Source organism: Streptomyces sp. NPDC088157, from assembly GCF_044741545.1.
Taxonomy (GTDB): Bacteria; Actinomycetota; Actinomycetes; order Streptomycetales; family Streptomycetaceae; genus Streptomyces.
In genome coordinates this window covers 536,324-561,128 of sequence record NZ_JBIUSU010000007.1, presented here as the reverse complement: position 1 = coordinate 561,128, position 24,805 = coordinate 536,324, and the positions used below count along the sequence as shown (strand labels likewise).

Annotated in this window: 30 protein-coding genes; 20 read left to right on the top strand and 10 right to left on the bottom strand. The window is 70.1% G+C overall.

Going from position 1 to position 24,805, the window contains the following annotated elements:
- Window positions 1–121: 121 nt before the first annotated feature.
- The 6 genes from ACIPFH_RS29470 to ACIPFH_RS29445 form a co-directional block, all read right to left on the bottom strand.
- Window positions 122–1,567, bottom strand: coding sequence for an ATP-binding protein (locus ACIPFH_RS29470; RefSeq protein WP_401831047.1), 1,446 nt, complete (start codon window positions 1,565–1,567; stop codon window positions 122–124).
- Complete coding sequence (locus tag ACIPFH_RS29465; RefSeq protein WP_401831044.1) at window positions 1,564–2,301, bottom strand: response regulator transcription factor; 738 nt, start codon at window positions 2,299–2,301, stop codon at window positions 1,564–1,566. Before ACIPFH_RS29465 ends, ACIPFH_RS29470 begins: the two co-directional genes overlap by 4 nt.
- Before the next feature lie 117 nt (window positions 2,302–2,418).
- The gene (locus tag ACIPFH_RS29460) at window positions 2,419–2,628 is read right to left on the bottom strand and encodes a hypothetical protein (RefSeq protein ID WP_054243831.1); all 210 of its coding nucleotides are present in this window, start codon (window positions 2,626–2,628) and stop codon (window positions 2,419–2,421) included.
- 28 nt (window positions 2,629–2,656) lie between these two features.
- A complete protein-coding gene (locus ACIPFH_RS29455) occupies window positions 2,657–3,877 on the bottom strand; it encodes a S1C family serine protease (protein ID WP_401831041.1) in 1,221 nt (406 codons plus the stop codon).
- Window positions 3,878–4,127: 250 nt separating this feature from the next.
- The gene (locus ACIPFH_RS29450; RefSeq protein WP_356251160.1) at window positions 4,128–5,150 is read right to left on the bottom strand and encodes a LacI family DNA-binding transcriptional regulator; all 1,023 of its coding nucleotides are present in this window, start codon (window positions 5,148–5,150) and stop codon (window positions 4,128–4,130) included.
- A gap of 105 nt (window positions 5,151–5,255) precedes the next feature.
- Complete coding sequence (locus tag ACIPFH_RS29445; protein ID WP_359127619.1) at window positions 5,256–6,044, bottom strand: response regulator transcription factor; 789 nt, start codon at window positions 6,042–6,044, stop codon at window positions 5,256–5,258.
- Window positions 6,045–6,245: 201 nt separating this feature from the next.
- On the opposite strand from ACIPFH_RS29445, the gene ACIPFH_RS29440 reads away from it, so the two are divergent.
- The 8 genes from ACIPFH_RS29440 to ACIPFH_RS29405 all read left to right on the top strand — a co-directional run bounded on the left by ACIPFH_RS29440 (window position 6,246) and on the right by ACIPFH_RS29405 (window position 11,802).
- Entirely contained in the window at window positions 6,246–7,085 is an 840-nt protein-coding gene (locus tag ACIPFH_RS29440; protein ID WP_401831038.1) for an alpha/beta hydrolase, read from the top strand.
- Window positions 7,086–7,122: 37 nt separating this feature from the next.
- On the top strand, window positions 7,123–7,377 hold the full coding sequence (locus ACIPFH_RS29435) for a MoaD/ThiS family protein (protein WP_356251152.1): 255 nt from the start codon (window positions 7,123–7,125) through the stop codon (window positions 7,375–7,377).
- Window position 7,378: 1 nt separating this feature from the next.
- Window positions 7,379–8,857, top strand: a complete 1,479-nt coding sequence (locus tag ACIPFH_RS29430; protein WP_401831037.1) for a hypothetical protein — start codon at window positions 7,379–7,381, stop codon at window positions 8,855–8,857.
- A 145-nt stretch (window positions 8,858–9,002) separates the two neighbouring features.
- Window positions 9,003–9,740, top strand: a complete 738-nt coding sequence (locus tag ACIPFH_RS29425; protein WP_401831035.1) for a DUF2993 domain-containing protein — start codon at window positions 9,003–9,005, stop codon at window positions 9,738–9,740.
- A gap of 261 nt (window positions 9,741–10,001) precedes the next feature.
- Entirely contained in the window at window positions 10,002–10,085 is an 84-nt protein-coding gene (locus ACIPFH_RS29420) for a putative leader peptide (protein WP_351766844.1), read from the top strand.
- 136 nt (window positions 10,086–10,221) lie between these two features.
- The gene (locus ACIPFH_RS29415; protein ID WP_383475945.1) at window positions 10,222–11,061 is read left to right on the top strand and encodes a sulfurtransferase; all 840 of its coding nucleotides are present in this window, start codon (window positions 10,222–10,224) and stop codon (window positions 11,059–11,061) included.
- Between the two features lie 39 nt (window positions 11,062–11,100).
- Window positions 11,101–11,388 (top strand): DUF1416 domain-containing protein, encoded by a 288-nt coding sequence (locus ACIPFH_RS29410; protein WP_010351646.1) that lies wholly within the window; start codon window positions 11,101–11,103, stop codon window positions 11,386–11,388.
- 153 nt (window positions 11,389–11,541) lie between these two features.
- Entirely contained in the window at window positions 11,542–11,802 is a 261-nt protein-coding gene (locus ACIPFH_RS29405; protein WP_356251142.1) for a DUF3099 domain-containing protein, read from the top strand.
- Between the two features lie 23 nt (window positions 11,803–11,825).
- Here ACIPFH_RS29405 and ACIPFH_RS29400 read toward each other — a convergent pair whose 3' ends face one another.
- The gene (locus ACIPFH_RS29400; protein ID WP_401831033.1) at window positions 11,826–12,188 is read right to left on the bottom strand and encodes a DsrE family protein; all 363 of its coding nucleotides are present in this window, start codon (window positions 12,186–12,188) and stop codon (window positions 11,826–11,828) included.
- Between the two features lie 132 nt (window positions 12,189–12,320).
- Between ACIPFH_RS29400 and ACIPFH_RS29395 the strand changes: the two genes are divergently transcribed.
- From ACIPFH_RS29395 to ACIPFH_RS29370, 6 genes are all read left to right on the top strand, one after another.
- On the top strand, window positions 12,321–13,139 hold the full coding sequence (locus tag ACIPFH_RS29395; protein ID WP_401831032.1) for a hypothetical protein: 819 nt from the start codon (window positions 12,321–12,323) through the stop codon (window positions 13,137–13,139).
- Window positions 13,136–13,984, top strand: coding sequence for a hypothetical protein (locus tag ACIPFH_RS29390; protein ID WP_401831030.1), 849 nt, complete (start codon window positions 13,136–13,138; stop codon window positions 13,982–13,984). The genes ACIPFH_RS29395 and ACIPFH_RS29390 overlap by 4 nt, the downstream gene beginning before the upstream one ends.
- Window positions 13,985–14,382: 398 nt before the next feature.
- Window positions 14,383–15,225, top strand: coding sequence for a hypothetical protein (locus ACIPFH_RS29385; RefSeq protein ID WP_401831167.1), 843 nt, complete (start codon window positions 14,383–14,385; stop codon window positions 15,223–15,225).
- A gap of 231 nt (window positions 15,226–15,456) precedes the next feature.
- Complete coding sequence (locus ACIPFH_RS29380; RefSeq protein WP_359127629.1) at window positions 15,457–16,032, top strand: FABP family protein; 576 nt, start codon at window positions 15,457–15,459, stop codon at window positions 16,030–16,032.
- Between the two features lie 16 nt (window positions 16,033–16,048).
- On the top strand, window positions 16,049–16,495 hold the full coding sequence (locus ACIPFH_RS29375; protein WP_020130354.1) for a Fur family transcriptional regulator: 447 nt from the start codon (window positions 16,049–16,051) through the stop codon (window positions 16,493–16,495).
- Window positions 16,496–16,505: 10 nt separating this feature from the next.
- Window positions 16,506–17,471 carry a YgfZ/GcvT domain-containing protein gene (locus ACIPFH_RS29370; RefSeq protein ID WP_401831027.1) on the top strand — a complete coding sequence of 322 codons (966 nt, stop codon included), beginning with the start codon at window positions 16,506–16,508 and terminating at the stop codon, window positions 17,469–17,471.
- Window positions 17,472–17,651: 180 nt separating this feature from the next.
- On the opposite strand, the gene dtd is transcribed toward ACIPFH_RS29370, so the two are convergent.
- A complete protein-coding gene (dtd, locus tag ACIPFH_RS29365) occupies window positions 17,652–18,077 on the bottom strand; it encodes a D-aminoacyl-tRNA deacylase (protein WP_356251125.1) in 426 nt (141 codons plus the stop codon).
- Window positions 18,078–18,235: 158 nt separating this feature from the next.
- Between dtd and ACIPFH_RS29360 the strand changes: the two genes are divergently transcribed.
- The 3 genes from ACIPFH_RS29360 (at window position 18,236) to ACIPFH_RS29350 (ending at window position 21,432) form a co-directional block, all read left to right on the top strand.
- The gene (locus ACIPFH_RS29360) at window positions 18,236–18,802 is read left to right on the top strand and encodes an aerial mycelium formation protein (RefSeq protein ID WP_401831025.1); all 567 of its coding nucleotides are present in this window, start codon (window positions 18,236–18,238) and stop codon (window positions 18,800–18,802) included.
- A gap of 85 nt (window positions 18,803–18,887) precedes the next feature.
- The gene (locus ACIPFH_RS29355) at window positions 18,888–20,153 is read left to right on the top strand and encodes a GNAT family N-acetyltransferase (protein WP_401831022.1); all 1,266 of its coding nucleotides are present in this window, start codon (window positions 18,888–18,890) and stop codon (window positions 20,151–20,153) included.
- A 370-nt stretch (window positions 20,154–20,523) separates the two neighbouring features.
- A complete protein-coding gene (locus tag ACIPFH_RS29350; RefSeq protein ID WP_359127637.1) occupies window positions 20,524–21,432 on the top strand; it encodes a winged helix-turn-helix domain-containing protein in 909 nt (302 codons plus the stop codon).
- Here ACIPFH_RS29350 and ACIPFH_RS29345 read toward each other — a convergent pair.
- Window positions 21,422–21,616, bottom strand: a complete 195-nt coding sequence (locus ACIPFH_RS29345) for a hypothetical protein (RefSeq protein WP_401831020.1) — start codon at window positions 21,614–21,616, stop codon at window positions 21,422–21,424. The two genes, ACIPFH_RS29350 and ACIPFH_RS29345, sit on opposite strands and share 11 nt — an antisense overlap.
- Window positions 21,617–21,769: 153 nt before the next feature.
- Here ACIPFH_RS29345 and ACIPFH_RS29340 point away from each other — a divergent pair, with 153 nt between their 5' ends.
- Window positions 21,770–22,654: a GntR family transcriptional regulator gene (locus tag ACIPFH_RS29340; RefSeq protein WP_401831018.1), complete on the top strand. Its 885-nt coding sequence runs from the start codon at window positions 21,770–21,772 to the stop codon at window positions 22,652–22,654.
- Complete coding sequence (locus ACIPFH_RS29335; protein WP_401831015.1) at window positions 22,603–23,472, top strand: HAD family hydrolase; 870 nt, start codon at window positions 22,603–22,605, stop codon at window positions 23,470–23,472. Before ACIPFH_RS29340 ends, ACIPFH_RS29335 begins: the two co-directional genes overlap by 52 nt.
- Here ACIPFH_RS29335 and ACIPFH_RS29330 read toward each other — a convergent pair.
- Window positions 23,459–23,644: a hypothetical protein gene (locus tag ACIPFH_RS29330; RefSeq protein WP_356251107.1), complete on the bottom strand. Its 186-nt coding sequence runs from the start codon at window positions 23,642–23,644 to the stop codon at window positions 23,459–23,461. The two genes, ACIPFH_RS29335 and ACIPFH_RS29330, sit on opposite strands and share 14 nt — an antisense overlap.
- Window positions 23,645–23,813: 169 nt before the next feature.
- On the opposite strand from ACIPFH_RS29330, the gene ACIPFH_RS29325 reads away from it, so the two are divergent.
- Window positions 23,814–24,695 carry a winged helix-turn-helix domain-containing protein gene (locus ACIPFH_RS29325; protein ID WP_356251104.1) on the top strand — a complete coding sequence of 294 codons (882 nt, stop codon included), beginning with the start codon at window positions 23,814–23,816 and terminating at the stop codon, window positions 24,693–24,695.
- Window positions 24,696–24,805: the final 110 nt, after the last annotated feature.

Here is a 24,805-nt window from a genome sequence, read left to right as displayed (position 1 = left end):
GCGGCTGCCTTCCGTGCGGGGCGGGGGAGTTGATGCGCTGCTGGGTCGCCGCCCGGATCGGAAAGGTTGCCGAACTCACGGAATTCGGTGAGGAGAGAGTCGTTCGAGGGCCGCCCGCTCCCTATGCGGCGGGGACGGGATCCTCCGGCGGAGGGGTCGGCGCCCCCGGCAGCCGGACCGTCGCCACCGTACCGCCGCCGTCCGCGCGAGCCAGGGCGATCCGGCCGCCGGCCTGCTCCACGGTACGGGCGACGATCGAGAGACCGAGCCCCGAGCCCGGAAGGGCCCTCGCACTGGGGGAGCGCCAGAAGCGGTCGAAGACGTGCGGGAGTTCGTCGGCGGAGATGCCCGGGCCGTGGTCGCGTACGGTCAGCGTCCCGTCCACGAGCCGGACGTCGATCGTGCCGCCCTCGGGGCTGAACTTCACCGCGTTGTCCAGGATGTTGACCACCGCCCGCTCGAGCGCGGCCGGCTCCGCCCGGGTGTACCAGGGCTCCAGCGACGCCGTGATGGTCAGCTCCGGGCCACGCAGCCGGGCCCGGCGCAGCGCCGACTCCACGGCGTCCTCCAGCGAGACCACCTGCACGCGTTCGCCGCGCTGGCCTTCGGAACGGGACAGTTCCTGGAGGTCGCCGATGAGTGACGCCAGTTCGGTCATCTGCGCCTTGACGGAGGCGAGGAGCGCCTTCCGGTCCGCCTCGGGGATCGGGCGGCCCGTCTCCTCGCTGCGGGTGAGGAGCTCGATGTTGGTACGCAGGGAGGTGAGGGGGGTGCGGAGCTCATGCCCGGCGTCCGCGATCAGCTGCTGCTGGAGCTCGCGCGAGTTGGCGAGGGAGGCGGTCATGGAGTTGAAGGAACGGGAGAGACGGGCCACCTCGTCGTCGCTGTCGTCCTCGACGGGGATCCGGATGCTCAGGTCCTCCGTCCGGGCCACGTGTTCCACGGCCTCGGTGAGCTTGTCGACCGGCCGCAACCCGGCACGGGCCACCGCCAGACCGGCGGCGCCTGCGCCGACGACTCCGATGCCGGAGACGAGGAGGAGGATCAGGGCGAGTTCGTTGAGGGTGGACTCGGTGCCTTTGAGAGGGACCGCGAGTTGCAGGGCGACCCCCTGCGAGTCGTTCTGGTCGACGCCCAGATACATGGTCAGCACGCGTACGGCGTTGCCGTCCTCGTCGGTGCCGTTGCGGAAGAGGCCCTGACCGCCCTTCTCGCTCTTGATCACGTCTTTGTCGGAGTTGGTGACCTTGACCGCGCTCGGGGAGTTCGGGTCGACGCAGGGAGCGCCCTGCTCCTTGATCGCCTGGACGTAGTTGTTCCGGCCGGGGAAGAGCTGGGTGTTCTCCTGGGGGGTCTGCGTGCATCTCTGCAAGAGCGAGTTGACCGTGCCGGGCCTCCGCGTCATCTCCTCCAGGTCGTCGTTGACCTGCGCGTACAACTTCCCCTGCACGATGAACCAACACGTCACCGACACCGCCGCCACCGCGAAAGCCACGGCGGCGGCGACCAGCATCGACAGCCGGGCCCGGATGGGAAGGGTCCGGAACCGCCGTACGACCTTGTTCACTCCGCCCCGCCCTGTCGCAACACGTACCCGACGCCCCGCACGGTGTGCACGAGGCGCGGCTCGCCGCCCGCTTCCGTCTTGCGGCGCAGGTACATCACGTACACGTCCAGGGAGTTGGACGAGGGCTCGAAGTCGAAGCCCCAGACCGCCTTCAGGATCTGCTCACGGGTGAGGACCTGGCGCGGGTGGGCCATGAACATCTCCAGGAGGGTGAACTCCGTGCGGGTCAGTTCCACGGGGCGTCCGGCGCGGGTGACCTCGCGGGTCGCGAGGTCCATGCGCAGGTCGGCGAAGGTGAGGGCCTCGTCCTCCTCCACGGCGCCCGCTCCGGCCGCGGCCGCGTAGGAGCTGCGCCGCAGCAGGGCCCGTACCCGGGCGAACAGTTCGTCCAGTTCGAAGGGCTTGACCAGGTAGTCGTCCGCCCCGGCGTCGAGCCCCGTGACCCGGTCGCCGACCGTGTCGCGGGCCGTCAGCATCAGGATGGGTGTGGTGTCGCCAGCCCCGCGGATGCGGCGCGCGGCGGTGAGGCCGTCCATGCGCGGCATCTGGATGTCCAGCACCACCAGGTCGGGCCGGTAGGCCGTCGCCTTCTCCAGCGCGTCCGCGCCGTCCACGGCGACCTGGGTGTCGTAGCCCTCGAAGGCGAGGCTGCGCTGGAGTGCTTCGCGCACCGCCGGCTCGTCGTCGACGATCAGGATGCGCTGGGTGTCACGGTCGCCTTCGGCGGGGCTCATGGGCGTGGATTCCTCAGGTGCGGTGGGACGACGGGAGGCCTGGACCTGCTGAACGTGCTGAGTGTCCTCAGCCTCGCACGGTTCCCGGTGTGCGCGTAAAGGGTGGGTTGGGGTGGATCAGCCGCGCATCGCCGCGAGCCGGTTCAGCGGCACCTTGCGCTGGTGCGGGCGGGCCGCCGTGGTGCGCAGGCCCATCAGCTGCGGGGCCGCCACCTCCGGCGCCCGGGTCGGCGCGACCGGCGGGTGCAGCTCGTACGCCACGTCGAGGGCCAGGCCGAGGTCGGCCGCACCGAAACCGGTCACCGTGTGCGAAACCTGCTTGATCATGACGTACTCCCTGGCTCAGTGATGGTGGTCAGCTGTCGGAGCCGCCGGCCCGCAGCGTGGCGAGGTCGGCCTTGACGGTGTTGATCGGGATGGCGAAGCCGAGGCCGACGCTGCCGGCGTCGGAGGAGGACGAGTCCGCCGCGGCGGAGTACATCGCGGAGTTGATGCCGATGATGTTGCCGCCGGCGTCGATGAGCGCGCCGCCGGAGTTGCCGGGGTTCAGGGAGGCGTCCGTCTGAAGCGCCTTGTAGGTCGTCGTGGACGTACCCGTGTCGCCGTTGAACTGCTGGCCGCCGAACTGGAACGGCCAGTTGCCGCCGCCCTGACCGCCCTGGCCCTGGCTCTGGCTCTGGCTCTCGTCGGTCGAGACGGTCACGTCGCGGCTCAGCGCGGAGACGATGCCGCTGGTGACCGTGCCGGTCAGGCCCTCGGGGGAGCCGATCGCCACGACCGTGTCGCCGACCTTGACGCCGTCGGAGTTGCCGAGGGTCGCCGGCTTGAGGCCGGACGCGTTCTCCAGCTTGATGAGCGCGAGGTCCTTCTTGCTGTCCGTGCCGACGACCTTGGCGGTGTACGACTTCCCGTCGCTGGTCGACACCTTGATCGAGGTGGCGCCGGAGACGACGTGGTTGTTGGTGACGATTTCACCGGCGCTCGTGATGATCACGCCGGAGCCGGTGGACGTCCCGTTGCTGAGCGTGGCGCTGACCTCGACGACGCTCGGGCTGACCGCCGCCGCGATGGTGGCCACGTCACCCGTCTTGCTGGAGGGCACCACGCTGGTGGTGGTGGACGAGGAGACCACCTCGTCCTTGCCGGTCAGCTCCTGGATGCCGTAGGCCGTGCCGCCGCCTATCGCGGCCGCGACGATCGCCACGGCGGCGAGCAGCGCGAACGGGCCGCGGGCGCGCTTCTTCCTGGCGGCCGGTGCGGGCTCGGAGGCCAGGGGGTCGAGGAGAGCGGTTCCGCCGCCGTTGCCGCCGCCGTGACCGTCGCCGCCGGCTGCCTGGGTCTGCCACACCGCGGTGGGCTCGACGACCGGCTGCTGGAACGCGGGCTGCTGGTGCACCGACTGCTGCCGCACGGGCTGCGTGACCGGCTCGTACCCCGGCGGGGGCGGCCACTCCGGGTTCACCGGGGAGGAACCCACGGGGGAGGGGGAGGCGTGCTGCTGGGCGCCCTCGTACGGGGCCTGGTACGGGTTCTCGAAGTTCTCGTACTCGCCGCTGCGGCGGATGCTCTCGGTCATGGAAAGAAGCTTCGCGCCCGACCATGAGAGCTCCCTGAGTGCTTGCTGAGAAGCCCGCCAGAACCTCGTATGCCCGATATGAAGAGCGATCCCGAAGTCGGGCGCATGCTCTCAGACGCGTCTCACACACGGCTCGTACAGGTCCGGAACCGTCCCGTGAACGGCCCATGAACGTCCGCGATCGGCCTCAGCCAAGCCCCAGGCCCGTCCGCGATCGGCTGACCTCAGCCGCAGGCCCGCCCGCGGTCGGCTACTCGCAGCCGCAGGACCGCCGTACGACCAGCTGCGACGGGAACACCTTCAGCCGCTCGCGCCGGGACCCGGCGACCCGCAGACCGTCGTCCAGGACGAGGTCGACCGCGGCCCGGGCCATCGTCGAGCGGTCCGATGCGATCGTCGTCATGGGCGGGTCGGCGAGGGCCGCTTCCTTGATGTCGTCGAAGCCGATGACCGCCAGCTCGCCGGGCACGTCGATGCGCAGCTCGCGCGCCGCGCGCAGCAGGCCGATCGCCTGGTCGTCGGTGGAGCAGAAGACGGCCGGCGGCCGGTTCGGGCCGGCCAGCAGTTCCAGGGAGACGCGGTAGGCGTCGTAGCGGTTGTACGGCGCCTCGAAGAGACGGCCCTCCGTGCTGACACCTGCCTCGTCCATCGCGCGCCGCCAGCCCTCGACGTGGTCGGAGACCGGGTCGCCGACGGACGGGGTGTCCGCGGTGCCGCCGACACAGGCCACGTACTCGTGGCCGTGCTCCAGGAGGTGCCTCACGGCGACCTGGGCGCCGCCCAGGTCGTCGGTGACGACGGCGACGTCGTCGATGGCTTCGGGGCGTTCGTGCAGCAGGACCACCCGGGCGTCCCAGGCGTCGATCTCCGCGGCCGCCAGGTCGTTCAGGGCGTGGCTGACGAGGATGAGGCCCGAGACCCGCATCCCGAGGAACGCCCGCAGATAGTGGACCTCGCGCTCGGCGACGTAGTCGGTGTTGCCGACCAGCACCATCTTCCCGCGCTCGGAGGCGGCCTGCTCGACCGCGTGCGCCATCTCGCCGAAGAAGGGCTGGCGGGCGTCCGGGATGATCAGGCCTATGAGGTCGGTGCGCCGCGACGCCATCGCCTGGGCGACCCGGTCGGGTCGGTACCCCAGCTCCTTGATGGCGGCGAGTACACGCTCGCGCGTGGCCGGGGCGACCGGCCGGGGTCCGTTGTTGATGACATAACTGACGACGGCGGTCGAAGTTCCCGCCAGCCGCGCCACATCATCCCGAGTCACCTTGGCCACGCGCGGAGTCTACGCGGATGGACCCGCTCTGGGCAGGGCATACAGGTGCTTCCCTGTGCGCGGGCGACGCCCTTCCCGAGCGGGTGCCGGGCCTACCGGCGGGTACTACGCCTCCGCCGAGACCTCTTCGGTGTCCGCGGCGGTCGCGTTGTCCGAATCGTCCGCGTTTGCCCTCTCTGGCTGGTCCGCCTTGGCCTTCGCGTCGTCGGTCGCGCGCTCCCCCTTCTCGGGAGTAACGAATCGATAACCGACGTTCCGGACCGTTCCGATCAGCGACTCGTGCTCGGGGCCGAGCTTGGCGCGCAGGCGACGTACGTGCACGTCGACGGTACGGGTGCCGCCGAAGTAGTCGTAGCCCCAGACCTCCTGGAGCAGCTGGGCGCGCGTGAAGACGCGGCCCGGGTGCTGGGCCAGGTACTTCAGGAGCTCGAACTCCTTGAAGGTGAGGTCCAGGACCCGTCCCTTCAGTTTCGCGCTGTAGGTCGCCTCGTCGACCGACAGGTCGCCGTTGCGGATCTCCATCGGGGAGTCGTCGTTGACGATCTGCTGGCGGCCCATGGCCAACCGCAGCCGGGCCTCGACCTCGGCCGGTCCCGCGGTGTCCAGGAGCACGTCGTCGATGCCCCAGTCGGCGGTGACGGCGGCGAGGCCGCCCTCGGTGACGACGAGGATGAGCGGACAGCCGGGGCCGGTGGAGCGCAACAGCTGGCACAGGCTGCGGACCTGGGGCAGGTCACGGCGGCCGTCGATCAGGATGACGTCGGCGCCCGGGGTGTCGACGAGGGCGGGGCCTTCCGCCGGAGCCACGCGGACGTTGTGCAGCAGCAGGCCGAGGGCCGGAAGGACCTCCGTCGACGGCTGGAGAGCGTTGGTCAGGAGCAGCAGAGAACTCATACGTCTGGTTCCTCCTCGGTCCCTGCGAGGACATTGCGGCACTGCGGCTTTTGCGGCACTGCTCTGCGATCCCGGGGGCCGTACACCTTCGGTCACCTGGCGTTCTCCGCCCGGTTCCCATTTCGTATACAACGCTTCCGAAAGCACAAAAGGACCCGGGGGCTACGCTGCCCGAGTCCTCTGTCCAGCAGAATAGCCCACATGAGCAGCAGTCCGGCAGGTCATGTGGCACGTTCCACCGTTCGTCCGAATTGCGAGACGGGCACGCGCGTACCATTGCGGACGTTTCTGCCCACCGCCGACGGGATTTCCGTCGATTCCGTATACGAACCGGGTGCGGTCGTATACGACGCCTTCGAGTCATCCACACTTCACCCGGTGTTCGTCGTCGCACACGGGTTCACCGGGGACGTGGACCGCCCGCACGTGCGGCGCGTGGCGTCCGCCCTCGCCCGGTACGGCGCCGTCGTGACCTTCTCCTTCCGGGGGCACGGCCGCTCCGGTGGACACTCGACGGTCGGCGACCGCGAGGTCCTCGACCTGGCCACGGTGGTCGACTGGGCGCGCTCGCTCGGCCACGCGCGCGTGGTGACCGTCGGATTCTCGATGGGCGGCTCGGTGGTCCTGCGGCACGCGGCGCTGCACGAGGGAACGGTGGACGCCGTCGTCTCCGTGAGCGCCCCCGCCCGCTGGTACTACCGCGGCACGGCCCCCATGCGCCGGCTGCACTGGATGGTCACCCGCCCCGAGGGCCGCCTGGTCGGCCGCTACGGCTTCCGCACCCGTATCCATCGCCGCGACTGGGACCCGGTTCCGCTGTCGCCGGTCGAGGCGGTCCCGCGGATCGCGCCCACCCCGTTGCTGATCGTGCACGGCGACCGGGACGGCTACTTCCCGCTCGACCACCCGCGGATGCTGGCCGAGGCCGCCGCCGGCCACGGCGAACTCTGGGTGGAGCACGGCATGGGCCACGCCGAGCACGCGGCCGACGACGGCCTGCTGGCCCGCATCGGGGAGTGGGCCGTCGCGCGGGCGGGCTAGCCTGACCGTGTACACAGCCGATTGATTGAGGAACCTGATGCCCAAGGTCACGGTGCGCTACTGGGCGGCCGCCAAGGCCGCGGCCGGGATCGCCGAGGAGCCGCACGACGCGGCCACGCTCGCCGAGGCGCTCGACGCCGCGCGTGCGCGACACCCCGGTGAACTCGTGCGTGTCCTGCAGCGATGCTCGTTCCTCGTCGACGGCGACCCCGTGGGCACCCGCGAACATGAGACGGTACGGCTGGCCGACGGCGGCACGGTCGAGGTGCTCCCGCCGTTCGCAGGAGGGTGAGATGACCGACCAGCCGTACGACCATCAGGGCTACGAGGGTTACGACCCGTACGCCCAGCAGCAGCCCCCGCAGCCCCAGCAGGCATGGCCCGGGCAGCAGCAGGGGCAGCAGGGGTACGAGGACCCGCAGGCCCACCTCCAGAACGCCCAGCAGTGGCAGGGCCAGACCTGGGAGACGAGCATCCAGCCGCCGGTCACCCCGGCCGACCCGGCCCGGACCGCCTACCTGCCCCCGCAGACGGGCGAGGCGCCGGTCCACGGCGACCAACAGCCCGGGTACGGCGACCAGCAGTCCGGGTACGGCGACCGGCAGTCCGGGTACGGAGATCAGCAGTCCGGGTACGGCGACCGGCAGTCCGGGTACGGCGACCAGCAGCACGCCTACGGTCACGCGCAGTCGCCCTACGGTGGCGCGGCCGCGTACGACGATGCCCCGGCGTACGGCGGCCAGGCGACGGGTGCGCCACTGCCCCCGGAGAACCACGCCCAGGCCGAGAGCCACGCCCACGCGGGGAACCACGCCCAGGCGGGAAACTGGCAGAGCCAGGCGCAGAGTCACGCCGCCGAGGCGGGGAGCTGGCAGACCCCGGCTCCTCAGCAGGGACCTCACCCGTCCGCGGCGCCCGCTCCGTCCCGCGCCGCCGCTCCTGCCCCCGCGCCGGAACCAGTCGCCGGAAGCACCGGCATGACCTACGGCCCCGCCACCCTCGCCGGCAACGCCCGCGTCACCGACGCCCAGCGGGCCCGCCTGGAGGGGCGTTCACCGGTCATCGAGCCGGGCATGCAGCCCGCCGCGCTCACCGCGCTCCTCGGTCTGCTCCTGTCCGGCGCGGCGGCCGTCGGCTCGTACGCCGTGCTCGTCCCGCTCGTCGCGCTCCAGGCCGTCACCGCGGCGGGCTGGTTCCGGCTGAACGGCATGTGGCCGGCCCGGCAGGGCATCGCGCTCGCCTTCCTGGGCGCGCTGGTGTCGGACGTGGCGCTTCTCGCGGCGGGCAGGGAGAACGCGCCCGCGGCGATCTTCGGCACTCTCGGCGTCTGGGTCCTGCTCTGCCTGGTGCTCCAGCTGCGCTCGCACGCCGATCCCGACGAGCGCATGTACGGCCTGATGGCGACCGTCGCCGCCTCCGCGCTGGCCGTTCTCGCCACCGGGCACCTCGGCGCCGAGCCGGACGCGGTGACGGTCGGCGCGGCCGCGGTGGCGGTGGCCGTACTGGCCCGGGCGCTGCCGCTGCCCACCCCGGCCTCCGTCGTGGTGGCCCTGCTCGCCGCGGCGGGCGCGGGCATCGCGGTCGGCGGAATGACCGGCCTGGGCGCCAAGGGCGCGCTGCTCGGCGCGGGCGCGGCGGTCTGCGCGCTCATCGGCCACCGGGTCGCGAGCTACGACTACCCCTCCCGCTTCGTCCACTTCACGGCGGGCGTGGCCCTGCCGCTGGCCGCGGCGGCGCCGGCGGTGTACGTGCTGGGGCGGGCGCTGGCGTAGGCGGTAAGGGGTAAGGGGTATGGGGTAAAGAGCAGTGATGGTCTGTCACAGGTGATCGACAAATCGCGGGTCGCCCCGTCGTGCGGGGTTACCTTGAACCGTTGTCAATGAACCGTTCAGGCCATCCGGGTGGGGGAACTACCGCATGCGTGCGCTTCGAATACTGCTGGTCGTCGTCGTGGTCCTGGGCGGCCTGTTCGTGCTCGCGGACCGCCTCGCCGTGAACTTCGCGGAGGGCGAGGTGGCCGACAAGCTGAAGGCCAACGAGGGCCTCGCCACCACCCCGGACGTATCCATCAAGGGCTTCCCGTTCCTCACCCAGGTCGCCGGCGGCTCGCTGGACGACGTCGAGGTCGGCATGAAGGACTACGAGGCGGCGACCGGCACCAGCGGCCAGAAGATCCGCATCGACGACCTCCAGGCGGACATGAAGGGCGTCGAGTTCTCCGGCGACTACAGCTCCGCCACCGCCTCCAGCGCCACCGGCACCGCGTCCATCACCTACGCCGAGCTGCTGAAGACCGCGAAGTCCGAGCCGACGCAGGTGATGCAGGGCGTCACCGCCAACGTGGTCGGTCTCTCCGACGGCGGCAACGGCAAGGTCAAGGTCGCCGTCGAGGCCACCGTGCTCGGCACCAAGCTGCCGCAGCCCGTGTACGTCCTGAGCACGGTCACCGTCGAGGGCGACACCGTCCGGGTGCACGCCGACTCGCTGCCCAGCTTCGGCGGGGTCCGGGCCGCCGAGAGCGAGGTGCGCTCGATCACCGACTTCGAGCAGAAGATCGACGACCTGCCCGGCGGGATCAAGCTCGACAAGGTCCAGGCGGGCAAGAACGGTGTGGACATCTCGGTGAAGGGTTCGAACGTCAGGCTGGCCGGGTAGGGCTGACCTCCGGATCCGATCGACTCCGGACCGACCTCCGGTGAACGGGGAGATCAACTCCGGACCGAACTCCGGTGGACGGTGAGTGTCCGACAGGCGAGACACCGCCGTCCGTACCGTAGAGGTGACGGCGGACACAAGCGCCCGGAAGCCGTGCGACGACGGCCCGGGCGCTCTTCGTGTCCCAATATCCGGACGATCGCATCTCACCATTCGGCATGCTGGTGACATGCCCGCCTGTCCGTCCCTACGATCGTCGACATGATGCAGCGACAGGCGGATCTCACGAAGCGGCGGGCAGTAGACCTGTGCCGCGTCGCCGCCATGCTCTGTCGCACCTTCTGAGCGGAAGCGCCGCCGGCCTTCCGCGCCTCCCGGCGCCCTCGTCCGAGGGCATCCGTGCGCCGGCCGCCGGCGAGACCCGGCCGCGCACCCTCTTTCTTGCACACCCCTGCCGCAACTGCCCCGGAGGAGAACGAGCATGAGCCGCAGTGACGTCCTGGTCGACGCCGACTGGGTCGAGGCCAACCTCGACAACGCCGACATCGCCATCGTCGAGGTCGACGAGGACACGTCCGCGTACGAGAAGAACCACATCCGCAACGCGATCCGGATCGACTGGACCAAGGACCTCCAGGACCCGGTCCGCCGTGACTTCGTCGACGAGGAGGGCTTCGAGAAGCTCCTGTCGGCCAAGGGCATCGCCAACGACACGCTGGTGATCCTCTACGGCGGTAACAACAACTGGTTCGCGTCCTACGCCTACTGGTACTTCAAGCTGTACGGCCACGACAACGTCAAGCTTCTCGACGGTGGCCGCAAGAAGTGGGAGCTCGACGCCCGCGAGCTGGTCGAAGAGGTGCCCGAGCGCCCCGAGACGTCCTACCAGGCCAAGCCGCAGAACAAGTCCATCCGCGCCTTCCGGGACGACGTGGTGGCGGCCATCGGTTCGCAGAACCTGGTCGACGTCCGCTCGCCCGACGAGTTCAGCGGCAAGCTGCTCGCTCCCGCGCATCTCCCGCAGGAGCAGTCGCAGCGCCCGGGCCACGTCCCCTCCGCCCGCAACATCCCGTGGTCGAAGAACGCCAACGACGACGGCACGTTCAAGTCGGACGACGAGCTCAAGGAGCTCTACGCCGACGAGCAGGTCGACCTGGCCAAGGACACCATCGCGTACTGCCGCATCGGCGAGCGCTCGGCCCTGACCTGGTTCGTGCTGCACGAGCTGCTGGGCGTGGAGAACGTCAAGAACTACGACGGCTCCTGGACCGAGTACGGCTCCCTCGTCGGCGTCCCGATCGAGCTCGGCGCCAACAAGTAATCCTCCCAAGACCGACCTGAACGACCTCTGGAGAAGCACATGTGTGGAGCGAAGGCCGGCGGCCCGGACGCCTCGACGATCAAGCCCGGTGAGACCACGATCCAGGGTCAGGTGACCCGGGACGGCGAGCCGGTGACGGGCTACGTCCGTCTGCTGGACTCGACCGGCGAGTTCACCGCGGAGGTCCCGACCTCCGCCACCGGACAGTTCCGCTTCTACGCGGCCGAGGGCACCTGGACCGTCCGCGCCCTCGTCCCCGGCGCCACCGCCGACCGCACGGTCGTCGCCCAGCAGGGCGGCCTCGCGGAGGTCGCGATCGCGGTCTGAGCCGAGGCTCCGACCACGACGACGGAAGGGCCGTGCCACGGGTCGAACACCCGGGGTACGGCCCTTCCGTCATGCGGCCCCGCGCCCATCACGGGGCGGCCCGTCTGCTCGCGGCCCCGCCCGGATCCGGGCGACCGGTTCTACCCTGGAGCTATGTACGCCCGCCGTAGGCACGCCTACTTCGCGATGATGGGGACCTGCATCGCGCTGTTCGTCCTGGCCTGGGGAGTCGTGCGGATCTGGTCGATTCCCGTGGCCGTCGGGATGTGTGTGGTGGCCATGGTCATCCCGCCGCTCGCCGCCATGGTCGCCAACCGGCGCGGCCCCGACGACCGGTGGTGGGACGACCCCTCCGGCGACCAGAAGTCCGACGAGTGGTGGGACGAGCTGGACGGCAAGAAGCGCCGTCCCTAGAACATCCCGGACACCTGAGACACCTAGTACACGAGCGCCTGGGTGTCGTCGGCCAGCACCTCCTGCACGAACACCTGCGCTCCCGCGATCCGCACGCCCTCGATGACGTCCTTCTCCGTGATGTCCCGTCGGGCCGCGCACTGGGTGCACAGCGTGAGACGGCCACCGGCCATGATCGAGTCGAGCAGGCCGGGCAGCGGGGCCGCGTGCGGAAGCTCGAACTCGGCGGCCCGGCCCGGCAGCGCGAACCAGGCGGATTCCCCGGTCAGCCACAGGGAGACGTCGACCCCGCTGGCCACGGCGACGGCCGCGACCGTGAACGCCTGAGAGCACCGCTCGGGGGAATCGGTTCCCGCCGTCACCTTGATCACGAGCTTCTTAGCCATGACTGAATCGTAATCAACTCATCTACAACTGCCGATGTTGACCATGGGTCTCCTGTGAAGCGCGAGACGGAAGTCGCGCTTCACGCTTCTGAGGGGGATGTTGTGGAAGGTCCTGAAAGGGCCGAAGAGGTAGTGGGTGAAATCGGGGTCGTCGAGGCGGACAGGGCCCCGGAGAAAGAAGCAGCCACCGAGGCAGCCGTCGCGGCAGGTGCTGCGGCCGACGCGCCTCACCCGCGGCCCCGCCGTCGCCGCGGCCGTACGACGGCGATGATCGCCGGTGCCGCCGTGCTCGGTGTCGTCGTCGGCGCCTGCGCCGGTCTCCTGGTCCAGGCCGACCGTGAGCCGACCGCGCTGCCGCCGCTCTCCCAGCCCGTGCTCGGACAGGGCAAGGGCGAGGTCGAGCCGCTGTCGGCGGCGCAGGACCGGCGGGTGCGGACGGACGGTGATCTGCGCAAGCTGCTGATCACGCGCCCCAAGGGCGCGAAGGACAGCCGGGTGCCGGTGGGCAACGACGGCTGGGCCGATCTGGCCACCTACGCGGACCAGTACGAGAAGCCGGGCGTCACGTTCAACAACCTCGTCGACGACGAGTTCCGCCGCGCGGCCGAGACCTCGTGGCGGGTGGGCGGGACGTACAACGTCCAGATCGGGCTCGTCCAGTTCCGGCAGGAGAGCAAGGCGGCCGCGTCGGAGTGGGCCGACAACGGCCACTACTGGGCCGAGAAGAAGGACGGCACCCGCAGTTGGCCCGTCCCCGGCACCGGGGACGGCAACGGGACGGCCTACGTGCACGACACACCCGAGCGGAAGCCGGGCTACCTCCCGCTGTACTCGGCCGAGGCGCACGCCTGGCGGGGCGACATCTACGTGGAGATCTACATCAGCGACAGCAAGCCGATCTCCAAGGCGAAGATCATGGACCTGGCCCAGCGGCAGGTGGGAAAGCTGTGAGCGAGAACCCCGAGAACCCCGAGGTCAGGGAGCTCGGCGAGGTCGGTGGCGCAGAGCCCCTCGTCGTCAAGCCCGCCCGCAGGGCCCTCCGCCCCGGCCGTATCGCCGCCGTGGCGGGATCCGCGCTGCTGGCCTGCGCGCTCGTCGGTGGTGTCGGCTTCACCGTCGTGACCGTCCAGGACGCCGACCGCGCCCCCGGCAAACCGACGTGGAAGTTCGCGCCGCCGGTCGCCGAGGACGACGAGAAGACCAAGCAGGACGGTGCGCACGGGGCGGCGGACGGACTGAGCGCCCTGCTCGTGCCGTTCGGCACCGATGGCTACGAGCGTGGCCCCGACCTCGGGGAGTTCGGCGCGGACGCCGAGTTCAGCGGAGCGCAGGCCACCGCCATGCGCAAGGAGTCGGTCAAGAACCTGCCCGGCAAGTCGCGGCGGCAGCTGGAGAAGCTGATCGACAAGGAGCGCATCAAGGGCGTGGCCATGCGCAGCTACGTCGTCGACCGGCCGGAGTACAACATCACGGACGCGATCACGTTCGACGTCAACCTGTCGCGGATGGAGAACCGCACGGCCGTGCGTGAGGCGGCTACGTCCGTCAACGGCTTCCTCGCCGCCATGGACGTCTTCCGCGAGGGTCCGAAGATCGCGGGCAACAAGGACGCACAGTGCTTCCTGACGCCCAAGGGCAAAGACGAGGAGCTGGGCTTCGCGCTCTGCACCGCCTACGTGGGAGACGCGCTGGTCAGCGTCAACGCGGACGCTCCCGGTGTGCTCGACGCGAAGTTCGTCGCCAAGTTCTTCACCGCACAACTCGACCGCATCGACGACCCGGGACAGGCCGTATGACCGAGCACCGGCAGACGCCGGCCACCGCCGCACCGACCGTCGAGACGGCCGTCGAACCACCTGTCGGGACGACCGACGCGGCACGCCCCGAGACGGCCGCCAAGACGGCCGCCGTCACGCGCCCCGAGACGGCCGCCGTCACACGCTCCGAGGCTGCCGCCGAGCAGGTCGCCGAGCGGATCGCCGCCGAGCCGGACACCACCGAAGGGCTCCCGGCCGCAGAAACGCCCACCACCCCGCAGCGCCCCACCACCCCGCAGCGCCCCACCACCCCGCAGCGCCCGGCCGCCCCGGAGGGCCCGGCCGCCCCGGAGGGCCCGGCCGCCCCGGAGGGCCCGGCCGCCCCGGAGGGCCAAGCCGCCCCGCAGGATTCGGCTACCCCGCAGGGCCAAGCCGCCCTGGAGGGTCAAGCCGCCCCGCAGGATCTGGCCGCCCCGCAGGATTCGGCCGTCCCGCAGGGGCCCGTCGCTCCGAAGGACCGGCGGGTCCTGCGGGCCGTCCTGCGCTGGACCGCCGTCGTCACCGTGTTCGCCGCGCTCGGGGCCGGGACGACGTACGGGATCACGCGCATGGAGCGCACGGACGTACCCGGTCTCGCCACCGAGTCGGACGGCCGCTGGGCGTACCCGGAGCTCACCAGGCCGCCGCTGCCCTCGGGCAGCCCCAGCCCGTTCGACACCAGGAACTGGGCGCAGGCCCACTACGCGGACCTGCGCGCGCTGCTGCTCCCCGCGCCCGAGGGGGCGACGGACGACAAGACGCTGCGAGGCGCCGACGGCTGGCTGCCGACGAAGGACTTCCTGACCGTGTTCGAGTCGAAGGAGGACCGGGACGACGTCGGCCAGTTGCTCACCGACCACGGGCTGCGCCACATCGCGGCCCGTGGCTGGACCACCCCGGACGGCACCGGCACCCGCGTCTACCTGCTCCAGTTCGACACGGGGACGGTGGCCGACAGCGTCTACGGCGACCTCACCACCTACGGCGCTCCCCTGCACGCCGTGCGCGGCGCCGCCGAGGCGGAGTTCGACGACAAGTACCCCACCGCCGCCGATATCGACAGCATGAGCGTCATGCGGTACGCCTACGACGAGGTGAAGCCGTACGGAGCGGAGCAGCTGCGGCAGGCCTACCTGCGCGCGGGTGACGTCGTCGCCCTGGTCCTCCAGTCCCGCAAGGGCACCGCCGCGGCAGTCCCCTTCCAGCAGACCGTCACCCTGCAGAGTCAGCTGCTGGGCTGACCCCTGTGAGGGAGTACCTCGCACGGAGGGCCGGACCCCGGCCGCGTAAGCTGGGGGCCGGCCCCGTTGTACGTACCCCGAAGCACGCTCATCCGAGGAGCACCCCGTGGAGATCTTCTTCGAAGCCCTGCTGGTCCTGGTCTGCGTCGGCGTCCTCGCCTTCGCCGGTCTGACCGTGAAGAAGCTGTACCAGGGCCAGCGCTGACCGACCAAGTCCAGGAACTGTCACTCATGATCGAGATTCCGTCCGACCTCCACAAGGACCTCGTCCCCCTCGCCTTCCTGCTGGGCACCTGGGCGGGCGCGGGCGTGCACGACTTCCCCGGTTCGGAGAAGTGCAACTTCGGGCAGGAGGTCACCTTCGGCCACGACGGCCGGGACTTCCTGGAGTACCACTCCCACACCTGGGTCCTGGACGGTGAGGGCAACAAGGTCCGGCCTCTGGAGTCGGAGTCCGGCTTCTGGCGCATCGACGCCGACCGCAAGGTCGAGGTGACCATGGTCCGCGACGACGGCGTGGTCGAGATCTGGTACGGCGAGCTCGCTGACAAGAAGCCGCAGATCGACGTCGTCACCGACGCCGTGGCCCGCACCGCCGCCTCCGGCCCGTACACCGGCGGCAAACGCCTGTACGGCTACGTCAAGAGCGACCTCATGTGGGTCGGCGAGAAGCAGACCCCCGAGGTCGAGCTGCGCCCCTACATGTCGGCGCACCTGAAGAAGGTCGTCACCCCGGAAGAGGTCGAGCGCTGGGCCAAGGCCCTCCCCGACGACATGCCGGACGACGGGATCGCCTTCTTCAAGTAGTTCTAGACTCTTCGGTGTGGTGAGCACTGAAAGCACTGACTGGAAGAGCGACCTGCGGCAGCGCGGATACCGGCTGACGCCGCAGCGCCAGCTTGTCCTCGAAGCCGTGGACACCCTGGAGCACGCGACCCCCGACGACATCCTCGTGGAAGTGAGGAAGACGGCGTCGGGGGTCAACATTTCCACCGTGTACCGGACCCTGGAGCTCTTGGAGGAGCTCGAGCTGGTCAGTCACGCGCACCTGGGGCACGGGGCGCCGACGTACCACCTCGCGGACCGGCACCACCACATCCACCTCGTCTGCCGGGACTGCGGCAACGTCATCGAGGCGGATGTGCAGGTGGCCGCGGAGTTCAGGGACAAGCTGCGTGAGACCTTCGGCTTCGACACCGACATGAAGCACTTCGCGATCTTCGGCCGCTGCAAGGACTGCACGCTCAAGGGTTCAATTACCAAGTCGTAGGCTTGGGCCCATGAAGAGCCCCTTGCTGTCCCTGCCCGGCGCCGTCCCCGCCGAGGGCGTGGACGAAGGCGTCGCCGGTCACTACGGCGACCTGTTCCGCGAGCAGCGCGCCCTCGCCGACGGCACCGGATTCGTCGATCTCTCGCACCGCGGAGTCGTCACCGTCTCCGGTGAGGACCGGCTGAGCTGGCTGCACCTTCTCCTCACCCAGCACGTCACCGATCTCCCTGTCGGCGAAGCCTCCGAGGCGCTGATCCTCTCCGCGAACGGCCACATCGAGCACGCGCTCTACCTGGTGGACGACGGTCTGACGGTCTGGGCGCACGTCGAACCCGGCGCCCAGGAGGCGCTGATCGCCTACCTGGAGTCGATGAAGTTCTTCAACCGGGTAGAGGTCGCCGACCGCACCGCCGACATCGCGGTCGTGCACCTCCCCGCGGGTTCCATCGCACCCGTCCCGCCGGGTGTCGTCGTCCGGGAGACCGCGTACGGCCGAGATCTCTTCCTGCCCCGCGCCGACCTGGAGGCGTTCGCGGGCCAGGCGGGTCCACCGGTCGGGATCCTCGCCCACGAGGCCCTCCGCGTCGAACACCACCGCCCGCGGCTCGGCTTCGAGACCGATCACCGCACCATCCCGCACGAGCTCGGCTGGATCGGTACCGCCGTGCACCTTCAGAAGGGCTGCTATCGCGGCCAGGAGACGGTGGCCCGCGTGCAGAACCTGGGCAAGCCGCCCCGCCGCCTCGTCTTCCTCCACCTCGACGGCAGCGAGGTCCACCTCCCGGCCGCCGGCACGGAACTCCGCGTCGCCGACGACGCCCCCGACGGGCGCAAGATCGGCTTCATCACCACGTCCGCACGCCACCACGAACTCGGCCCGGTGGCCCTGGCCCTGGTGAAGCGGAACGTGCCGGTGGACGCGCCGCTACTGGCCGGGACCACGGCGGCCGCCCAGGAAGTGGTCGTGGAACCCTAGATTCCCGGTAGAGCCTCGTCAGGGCTCGCGGCCCGGGCCTGACCTCGGCGAGGCTCGCAGCCCCGGCCCTGCCGCCCTCGGCGGGGCCCGCAGCCCCGGCCCTGCCGCCCTCGGCGAGGCTCGCAGCCCCGGCCCTGCCGCCCTCGTCAGGGCTCGCGGCCCTGGGCCGCGGCAGGGGCCTCAGATTTCGATCAGTACGGTGAACGGGCCGTCGTTCGTCAACGAGACGCGCATCTGCGCGCCGAAGCGGCCCGTCGCCACCGTCGCGCCCAGGGCGCGCAGCCGGGCGACGACCTCGTCGACGAGCGGCTCGGCGACATCACCCGGGGCGGCCGCGTTCCAGGTGGGGCGGCGCCCCTTGCGCGCGTCCCCGTACAGCGTGAACTGGCTGATCACCAGCAGCGGGGCGTCGATGTCGCTGCACGACTTCTCGTCGTGCAGCATGCGCACAGACCAGAGTTTGCGGGCGAGCTGAGCCGCCTTCTCCTCGGTGTCCTCGTGGGTGACCCCGACCAGGACGCACAGTCCCTCGCCGCTGATCTCCCCGACCGTCTCGCCGTCCACGACGACGCTCGCGCCGTCCACCCTCTGCACCACCGCTCGCATGCGGACCATGATGCCGGGTGCCTGGCGCGGACCCGCGAGGGACCCTTTTTTGATCCTTAAGGCCCTATCTGGGGCCGTTCGGGGGGACTCGGTAACTTCGCGGCCACTTGGGGTGGCACGATGCATGCACACGCCGGTCGAGGGGACGGTAGAAGGACATGAGCACACCGAGTACCGGGCGGCCTGCGACACATCGGCCGCCCACACAGCGCAGCGACACCTCCGTGCTGCCCGCGGAACCATCCGAGCACGACCTGACCCGGCTGAGCCTGCCCGAACTGCGCACCCTGCGCCGGGACGCCCAGCGTGACGAGGCCGACCTCAGTTACGTACGACGGCTGCTCCAGGGCCGTATCGACATCCTGCGCGCGGAGCTGGCCCGGCGCTCCCCGACGGGCGCGGCCTCCGTGGTCGAGCGGCTGTCGGAGATCCTCACCGACGCCCCGGCCCGGCACCGTTCCTCGGCCCGCCACGTCACGCTGGGCATGCCGCACAGCGAGGAGTCCCGGCGCCTGGCCGCCGACATGCTCGCCGACGTCGAACTCTCCGACCTCGACGCCCGCACCGATCCCGAACTGCACGAGGCGATGGCCCGCCTGGTCCGCTACGAACAGCAGGTCTCGAGCCGCCGCCAGCGCCTTCAGCGGACGGCCGACGAGTCGGGGGCGGAGATCACCAGGAGATACCGGGACGGGGAGGCGCAGGTGGAGGACCTGTTGGTGTGACGCCGACGAGGTCCGGTCGGGCAGGGGCGGCGGAGGCGGGAAAAAATCTTCGCGCCACCCGCCCGCCCCTGCCTACGGTGATTCCATGACCCGCCTCGCCACCCAGCACCCCGTCGACGTCCGTCCGATCACCGATGCCGAGCTGTCCGACTGGACACGGTCCGTGAACACGGGCTTTCTGCGCCCGCCCACCGTTCCCGAGCAGATGCTCGCCGACCGCCGTACCGCGTTCTCGGACTCCCGTGTCTCCGGCGCCTTCGACGCGGGCCGGTGTGTGGCGACGTTCCGCTCGTTCGACCAGGAGCTCACGGCGGTCGGCGGCGCCCCCGTCCCCGCCGACGCCATCTCCAACGTCACCGTCGCGCCCACGCACCGCCGCCGGGGGCTCCTGACGCGCCTGATGGCCGACGATCTGACGGCGGCGAGGGAACGCGGGGACGTCGTGGCCACCCTGATAGCCGCCGAGTACCGGATCTACGGCAGGTACGGCTTCGGCCCGGCCACCACGATGACCGAGTGGTCGATCGACGTACCGCGCGCCGGCCTCGACCCGAACCGGTCGGTCCCGCAGGACGGCGGCCGCATCGACTTCGCCGACGGCGAGGAGATCCGCCGGATCGGTCCCGAGCTGCATGAGCGGCTGCGCCGCGCCCAGCCCGGTGCGATCAGCCGGGACGAGCACTGGTGGGCGGCGCGCACCGGGCTGCTGTGGCTGCACGGCAGTGCGTGGACCGAGCCCTTCTTCGTGGTGTACCGCTCGGCGGACGGCGTGGTCGAGGGCATGGCCTCCTACCGGGCGGACGAAGAGTGGAGCGACGCCAAGCAGCCGCTGAACACGGCCACGGTGAACTGGCTGAGCGCGGTGACCCCGGCCGCGGAGCGTGCCCTGTGGCACTACCTCTGTTCCATCGACTGGATCACCCGGGTGAAGACGGGCTGGCGCTCACCGGACGACCTGCTGCCCCACTATCTGCCGGACCCGCGTGCGGCGAGCATCACCACGCAGGCGGACTGGCTGTGGGTGCGGATCCTGGACGTCGTACGGGCCCTGGAGGCGCGGACGTACGACGCGCCGGGCGCGTTGGTCCTCGAGGTCGTCGACGGGGCGGGCCTGGCCGGAGGCCGCTTCCTGCTGGACGCGACCCCCGACGGCGCCTCCTGTACGCCGACCACCCGCAGCGCCGACCTCACCCTGGACGTGGCCGAGTTGGCGACGCTGTGGCTGGGCGACGAGTCGGCGGGACGGCTGGCGGCGGTGGGCCGGCTCCGGGAAGAACGAGAGGGCGCCGCCCGAGGGGCCGACGCCCTGCTGCGCACGTCCGGGCGGCCTTGGTGCCCGGACATGTTCTGACGGCTCCTCTCTGCTCGTCCGTGTGCCCGTGTACCTCTGTGTCGCGGTACCTGTGGGTCTCCGTACGAGTGTGGCTGCGTGCGTGTGTGTCTGTGAATGCGGGTATCCGTAGCTGTTCAGTTGTGGCTGTGCGACCGATCTGAAGTTGTGGCTGTGCGGGCGATGTTCAGTTGTGGCTGTACGTCGGTGCCGACTGCTCGGGCTCCCGGCTCCCCTCCGGAAGGGAGCCCGACCGGCCAACCGTCTGGAAGTTTGACCATGTTGTTGAAGTTGGCAGCCAACTTCACTGTACTTATGTCCGCTTGGAAGCGTCCTATAACCATCTCTCATAGAACTGCCCAAAGATGGCGGGAAGTTGTAGTGTGCGGACGTGGAGCCGGAACATGCCTCCGTCAATGGGCGGAGGAGGGCGGAGCGGCCGCAGCGGTCACACCGCGAGGTGGCCGACGAGCTGCGCACCCGGATCAGAACCGGAGTGCTGCGGCCGGGTCAGCGCATGCCGACGCAGGCCAAGCTGGCGGACGAGTTCGGCGTCGAGCGGGGTGCCGTACGTCAGGCGCTGCGCATTCTCCAGTCGGAGCAGCTGCTTACCAACGTCTCCAAGGGGAGCCCGGCGACGGTCGCCGCGCAGCCCGCCGCGGCCGGCTTCCCGACAGGTCCCGCGGCGGCGCCGCAGCCCGCGATGGTGGCCCTTCCGCCGCGGATCACCGAGGCCTTCGCGGCCGAACACGTCGAGGTCGACGCCCTGTGCCTGACCGCGGTCTCGCTGACGGCCGCGATCGGCGAACCCCTTCGGCGGATCCACGCGGGCCAGCTGAAACCGGCCAAGATCGACGTCCGTGTCCTGTTGCCGTCCCGGAACATCGAACTCGCGTTCCCGACGCCGGTGGACGTCTCGGAGACCGGGCGGCTTCAGCGCCGCTGGCTGGACCACCGCAACGCCCAGGGTCAGGTGCTGCGGCACAACCTGCTCACCCTGCGTTCCACGCACGGGATCGATGTGCGCGTCACCTTCCGCGCACTGCCCTTCACTCCGCCCGTCAAGCTGTATCTCCTCAACGGGACGGAAGCGCTGTTCGCCTACTACACGGTCAAGAGGCGCGAGCAGACGATCGACCATGAGCAACTGGAGATGTACGACGCCGAAGGCACGCGGTCGGTGCTGTTCGCCTTCGAACAGGGCGCCGGACCGCGTGACACGACGTTCGTGGAACAGTCCCACCTGTGGTTCGACGCACTGTGGGAGACGATCAGTTCGGAGCTGGTGCTCACGAGCTGACGGCGGGCCCGGTGGCGAGGAGGGCGAGGATCACGGCGCCGACGGAGCTGATGACCGGGCTCTTCGCCTTGATTCCGACACTGAGCAGGAGCAGGCCGAGGGCGCCGGTGGCGCCGTACTTCCACTGGATGGTCTGCTCGACGCCGACGACGAAGGCGGCGCTGAGGAGGACGAGGACGGGCATGGTGGTTCCCCCCTTCGGAGACGCGAGTGGGAGGCAAACCTTCCGCCAACTCACTCAAGTTGGTTGCCAACTATGACTATGTTGTCCCCACTTGGTGGCAACTGCTAAACAACTTTCAAACAACTCCCGCCAGATGGATGTAAGTTGTAGCGTTTGGTCGTGACCCAGGAGAACGTGGCAGTGAACGGCAGCAGCAGGTTCTCACCCCGTGACATCGCCGATGTCCTGCGCGAACGCATCCGCGCCGGGGAGCTCAGGGCCGGTGACCGGCTGCCGACCCAGGCCGAGCTCGCCGACGAGTTCGGCGTGGAGCGCGGCGCGGTACGCCAGGCTCTGCGGGCACTCCAGGACGACGGACTGCTCACCAACGTGAGCAAGGGCAGCCCGCCACGCATCGCGGAGCCGCCGGCCCCGGGCCGCGGCGAGCCCCAGCCCACGATGGTGGGCCTCGCTCCACGGCTGACCGCGGCCTTCGCGGCCCCGCATGTGCGCATCGACGCGGCCTGTCTCACCGCCGAGAGCCTCATTCCCGCCCTGGGGGAGCCACTGCGGCTGATCCACGGGGGGCAGCTGAAGCCCGCCAGGATCGACGTCCGCATCCTGCTGCCGTCCCGGGACATCAGTCTCGCCTTCCCGGTCCCGGTCGAGGCGCGCAGCGCCGACGACGAGGACCCGGTCCACCAGCGCTGGCTGGCGATGCGCAACGCCCAGGGGCACGTCCTGCGTCACAACCTGCAGACCCTGCGCTCGCACGGCATCGACGTCAGCATCACCTTCCGCGCTTTGCCCTTCACCCCTCCGGTGAAGCTGTACCTCCTCAACGGCCAGGAGGCGCTGATGGCGTACTACATGGTCACGCGCCGGGAGGAGGCCACCGATCTCGGGACCCTCGACATGTACGACGTGCTCGGCACCGAGTCCCTCCTCTTCTCCTTCGACAAGGCCGCCGGTCAGCGCGACGCCGCGTTCGTGGAGGAATCCCAGAAGTGGTTCGACGCCCTCTGGGAAACCATCACGACGGACCTGACACTCTCCTAGTGACTCCTGATACGACGCAGACTGAACAGGCGGCAGCCGACACCGGAAACGAAGCGGCCGACGACACCGGAAACGAACGGGCCGACGACACGGGGAACGCAACGGGGGACGGCACGAGGAGCGGGGCCGCGGATCTGCGGGAGTTGATCACCCGCGCGAGAGTCGTCCTGTGGGACTTCGACGGGCCGATCTGCCGGCTCTTCGCCGGCCACTCGGCGGAAGGGGTGGCCGACGGTCTCGTGGAGTGGCTCGAAGGGCGGGGTCTGCACGGCCTGCTGACGGAGTCCGAGCGAGAGTCGCTGGACCCGCACGTCGTGCTGCGCGCGGTGGACCGCCGGCATCCGGGCAGCGACCTGGTCACGGAGCTGGAGGAGCGCCTCACCCAGGAGGAGCTGAAGGCCACGACCACGGCGATGCCCACGGCATGGGCAGACCCCCTGATACGCACGCTGGTCGCACTGAACCTGCGGCTGGCCATCACCACGAACAACTCCCCGCAGGTGGCGAGCACCTACCTGGCGGGCCGCGGGCTCACCTCCTGCTTCGCGCCGCACATCTACGGCCGCACCCAGGAGCTGCGCCACCTCAAGCCCGACCCGCACTGCCTGAACCGCGCCCTGCGCGCCGTGGGATCGGCGCCCGACACAGCCCTGATGATCGGCGACACCCCCTCCGACTTCCTGGCCGCCCGCGAGGCCGGCGTGCCCTTCCTGGGCTACGCGCGTAACGAGCGCAAGGAGAAGATGCTCAGGGGAGCGGGTGCCACGACGGTGGTGAACTCGCTGGAGACGGTACTGACGGCGGTCAGGCAGCCCTGAGCAGCAGGAGCACGAGCACGACGGCCGCCCCGACGGCGAGCACGTCGTGCCGGGCCCGCACGCCCACGGCCACGGTGAACAGCAGCATCATGCCCACCGCCCCCAGCTTGGCCCGCACCGTCGACCCCGCGAAGAACGCGAGGAGTTCCCAGAGTGCCGATAACAGGAGCACGACCTTCCACCTCCTTGCCATTCTCAGTGAACCATGCAAGTCCCGGTCCAATTGGCCTGGTTGACTTGAAGTGGATTTCCCCTGGCTGATTGATCCTTAATCGGCCCAGGGTGTCCTGGACTTGACGGAGATTGGTTTGTCATTGGATGGATGGCGGTACGGTCGCTGTGTGGAATCGCAAGCGAGTGGTGACAGCGGCGGCCGGGAGTTCCACCGGGTCGCCGACGATCTACGTGTCCGGATGACGAACGGGACGTATCCGCTGCGTTCGTTCCTGCCGTCCCAGCGGGACCTGGCCGAGGAGTTCGGTGTCTCCAGGGACACGGTTTCCCGTGTGATGCGGGAACTGGCCCACGAGGGCTGGATCGAGTCCCGTCAGGGCAGCGGGTCCCGGGTGGTCAAGACGCAGCGGATACAGTCCTCCACGCCGAAAGCCACCCGGCAGCTCCAGGGGGCGACACTGGGCCCGCTGCTCAGCGAGGCCTTCGAGCGGCCGGAAGTCACCCTGGACGTCTACACGTTGACGTCCGAGTCGCTGGACGCGCACATAAGGCTGCAGGCCGAACGGATCTACCGGCGCTCGATCGCCCCCCAGCACATCGGCCTGCGGATGATCCTGCCCTCCGAGGAACTGGTGTTGCCCTATCCGAGAGTCAAGGACGACAAGGACGACGACCGGCTGCGCAAGCGCCTGCACGACATCACGAACCGGCACACGGAGTCCCTGCGCGGGGTGCTGAGGGACCTGCGGACCGAGAGGCTCGTGCCGTCCCTCGACATCCAGATCCGCCACGCCCCGCTGACCCCCACGTTCAAGCTCTACCTCCTGAACGGAGCCGAGGCGCTGCACGGACCCTACGAGGTGATCCAACGGCAGATCGGCGTGGGCTCGGACGACGAGTTCGAGGAGATCACCGCCCTCGACGTGCTGGGTCTCGGTGCCACCCTCAGTCATCAGGTGAAGGACGCGGACCCGAACTCCCCGGGCACCGTCTTCGTCGACACCTGGCAGTCGTGGTTCGACTCCGTCTGGAACTTTCTCGCCGAATAGCCGGGGCGCGGTGCGCTAGCATGCCTCAATCGCGCGAGCAATCGCTCCCGCCCATACGTATGAGAAGGCGAACAAGCCGTTCTCGAACGGGCTGACGTGGGCGAGTGGCA

Bases quoted from the DNA above. Each gene is read 5' to 3' on its own strand.
- ACIPFH_RS29465 (WP_401831044.1), bottom strand. From the start codon at position 2,301: ATGAGCCCCGCCGAAGGCGACCGTGACACCCAGCGCATCCTGATCGTC.
- ACIPFH_RS29460 (WP_054243831.1), bottom strand. From the start codon at position 2,628: ATGATCAAGCAGGTTTCGCACACGGTGACCGGTTTCGGTGCGGCCGAC.
- ACIPFH_RS29455 (WP_401831041.1), bottom strand. From the start codon at position 3,877: ATGACCGAGAGCATCCGCCGCAGCGGCGAGTACGAGAACTTCGAGAAC.
- ACIPFH_RS29445 (WP_359127619.1), bottom strand. From the start codon at position 6,044: ATGAGTTCTCTGCTGCTCCTGACCAACGCTCTCCAGCCGTCGACGGAG.
- ACIPFH_RS29440 (WP_401831038.1), top strand. From the start codon at position 6,246: ATGAGCAGCAGTCCGGCAGGTCATGTGGCACGTTCCACCGTTCGTCCG.
- ACIPFH_RS29435 (WP_356251152.1), top strand. From the start codon at position 7,123: ATGCCCAAGGTCACGGTGCGCTACTGGGCGGCCGCCAAGGCCGCGGCC.
- ACIPFH_RS29430 (WP_401831037.1), top strand. From the start codon at position 7,379: ATGACCGACCAGCCGTACGACCATCAGGGCTACGAGGGTTACGACCCG.
- ACIPFH_RS29425 (WP_401831035.1), top strand. From the start codon at position 9,003: ATGCGTGCGCTTCGAATACTGCTGGTCGTCGTCGTGGTCCTGGGCGGC.
- ACIPFH_RS29420 (WP_351766844.1), top strand. From the start codon at position 10,002: ATGATGCAGCGACAGGCGGATCTCACGAAGCGGCGGGCAGTAGACCTG.
- ACIPFH_RS29415 (WP_383475945.1), top strand. From the start codon at position 10,222: ATGAGCCGCAGTGACGTCCTGGTCGACGCCGACTGGGTCGAGGCCAAC.
- ACIPFH_RS29410 (WP_010351646.1), top strand. From the start codon at position 11,101: ATGTGTGGAGCGAAGGCCGGCGGCCCGGACGCCTCGACGATCAAGCCC.
- ACIPFH_RS29405 (WP_356251142.1), top strand. From the start codon at position 11,542: ATGTACGCCCGCCGTAGGCACGCCTACTTCGCGATGATGGGGACCTGC.
- ACIPFH_RS29400 (WP_401831033.1), bottom strand. From the start codon at position 12,188: ATGGCTAAGAAGCTCGTGATCAAGGTGACGGCGGGAACCGATTCCCCC.
- ACIPFH_RS29380 (WP_359127629.1), top strand. From the start codon at position 15,457: ATGATCGAGATTCCGTCCGACCTCCACAAGGACCTCGTCCCCCTCGCC.
- ACIPFH_RS29370 (WP_401831027.1), top strand. From the start codon at position 16,506: ATGAAGAGCCCCTTGCTGTCCCTGCCCGGCGCCGTCCCCGCCGAGGGC.
- dtd (WP_356251125.1), bottom strand. From the start codon at position 18,077: ATGCGAGCGGTGGTGCAGAGGGTGGACGGCGCGAGCGTCGTCGTGGAC.
- ACIPFH_RS29360 (WP_401831025.1), top strand. From the start codon at position 18,236: ATGAGCACACCGAGTACCGGGCGGCCTGCGACACATCGGCCGCCCACA.
- ACIPFH_RS29355 (WP_401831022.1), top strand. From the start codon at position 18,888: ATGACCCGCCTCGCCACCCAGCACCCCGTCGACGTCCGTCCGATCACC.
- ACIPFH_RS29345 (WP_401831020.1), bottom strand. From the start codon at position 21,616: ATGCCCGTCCTCGTCCTCCTCAGCGCCGCCTTCGTCGTCGGCGTCGAG.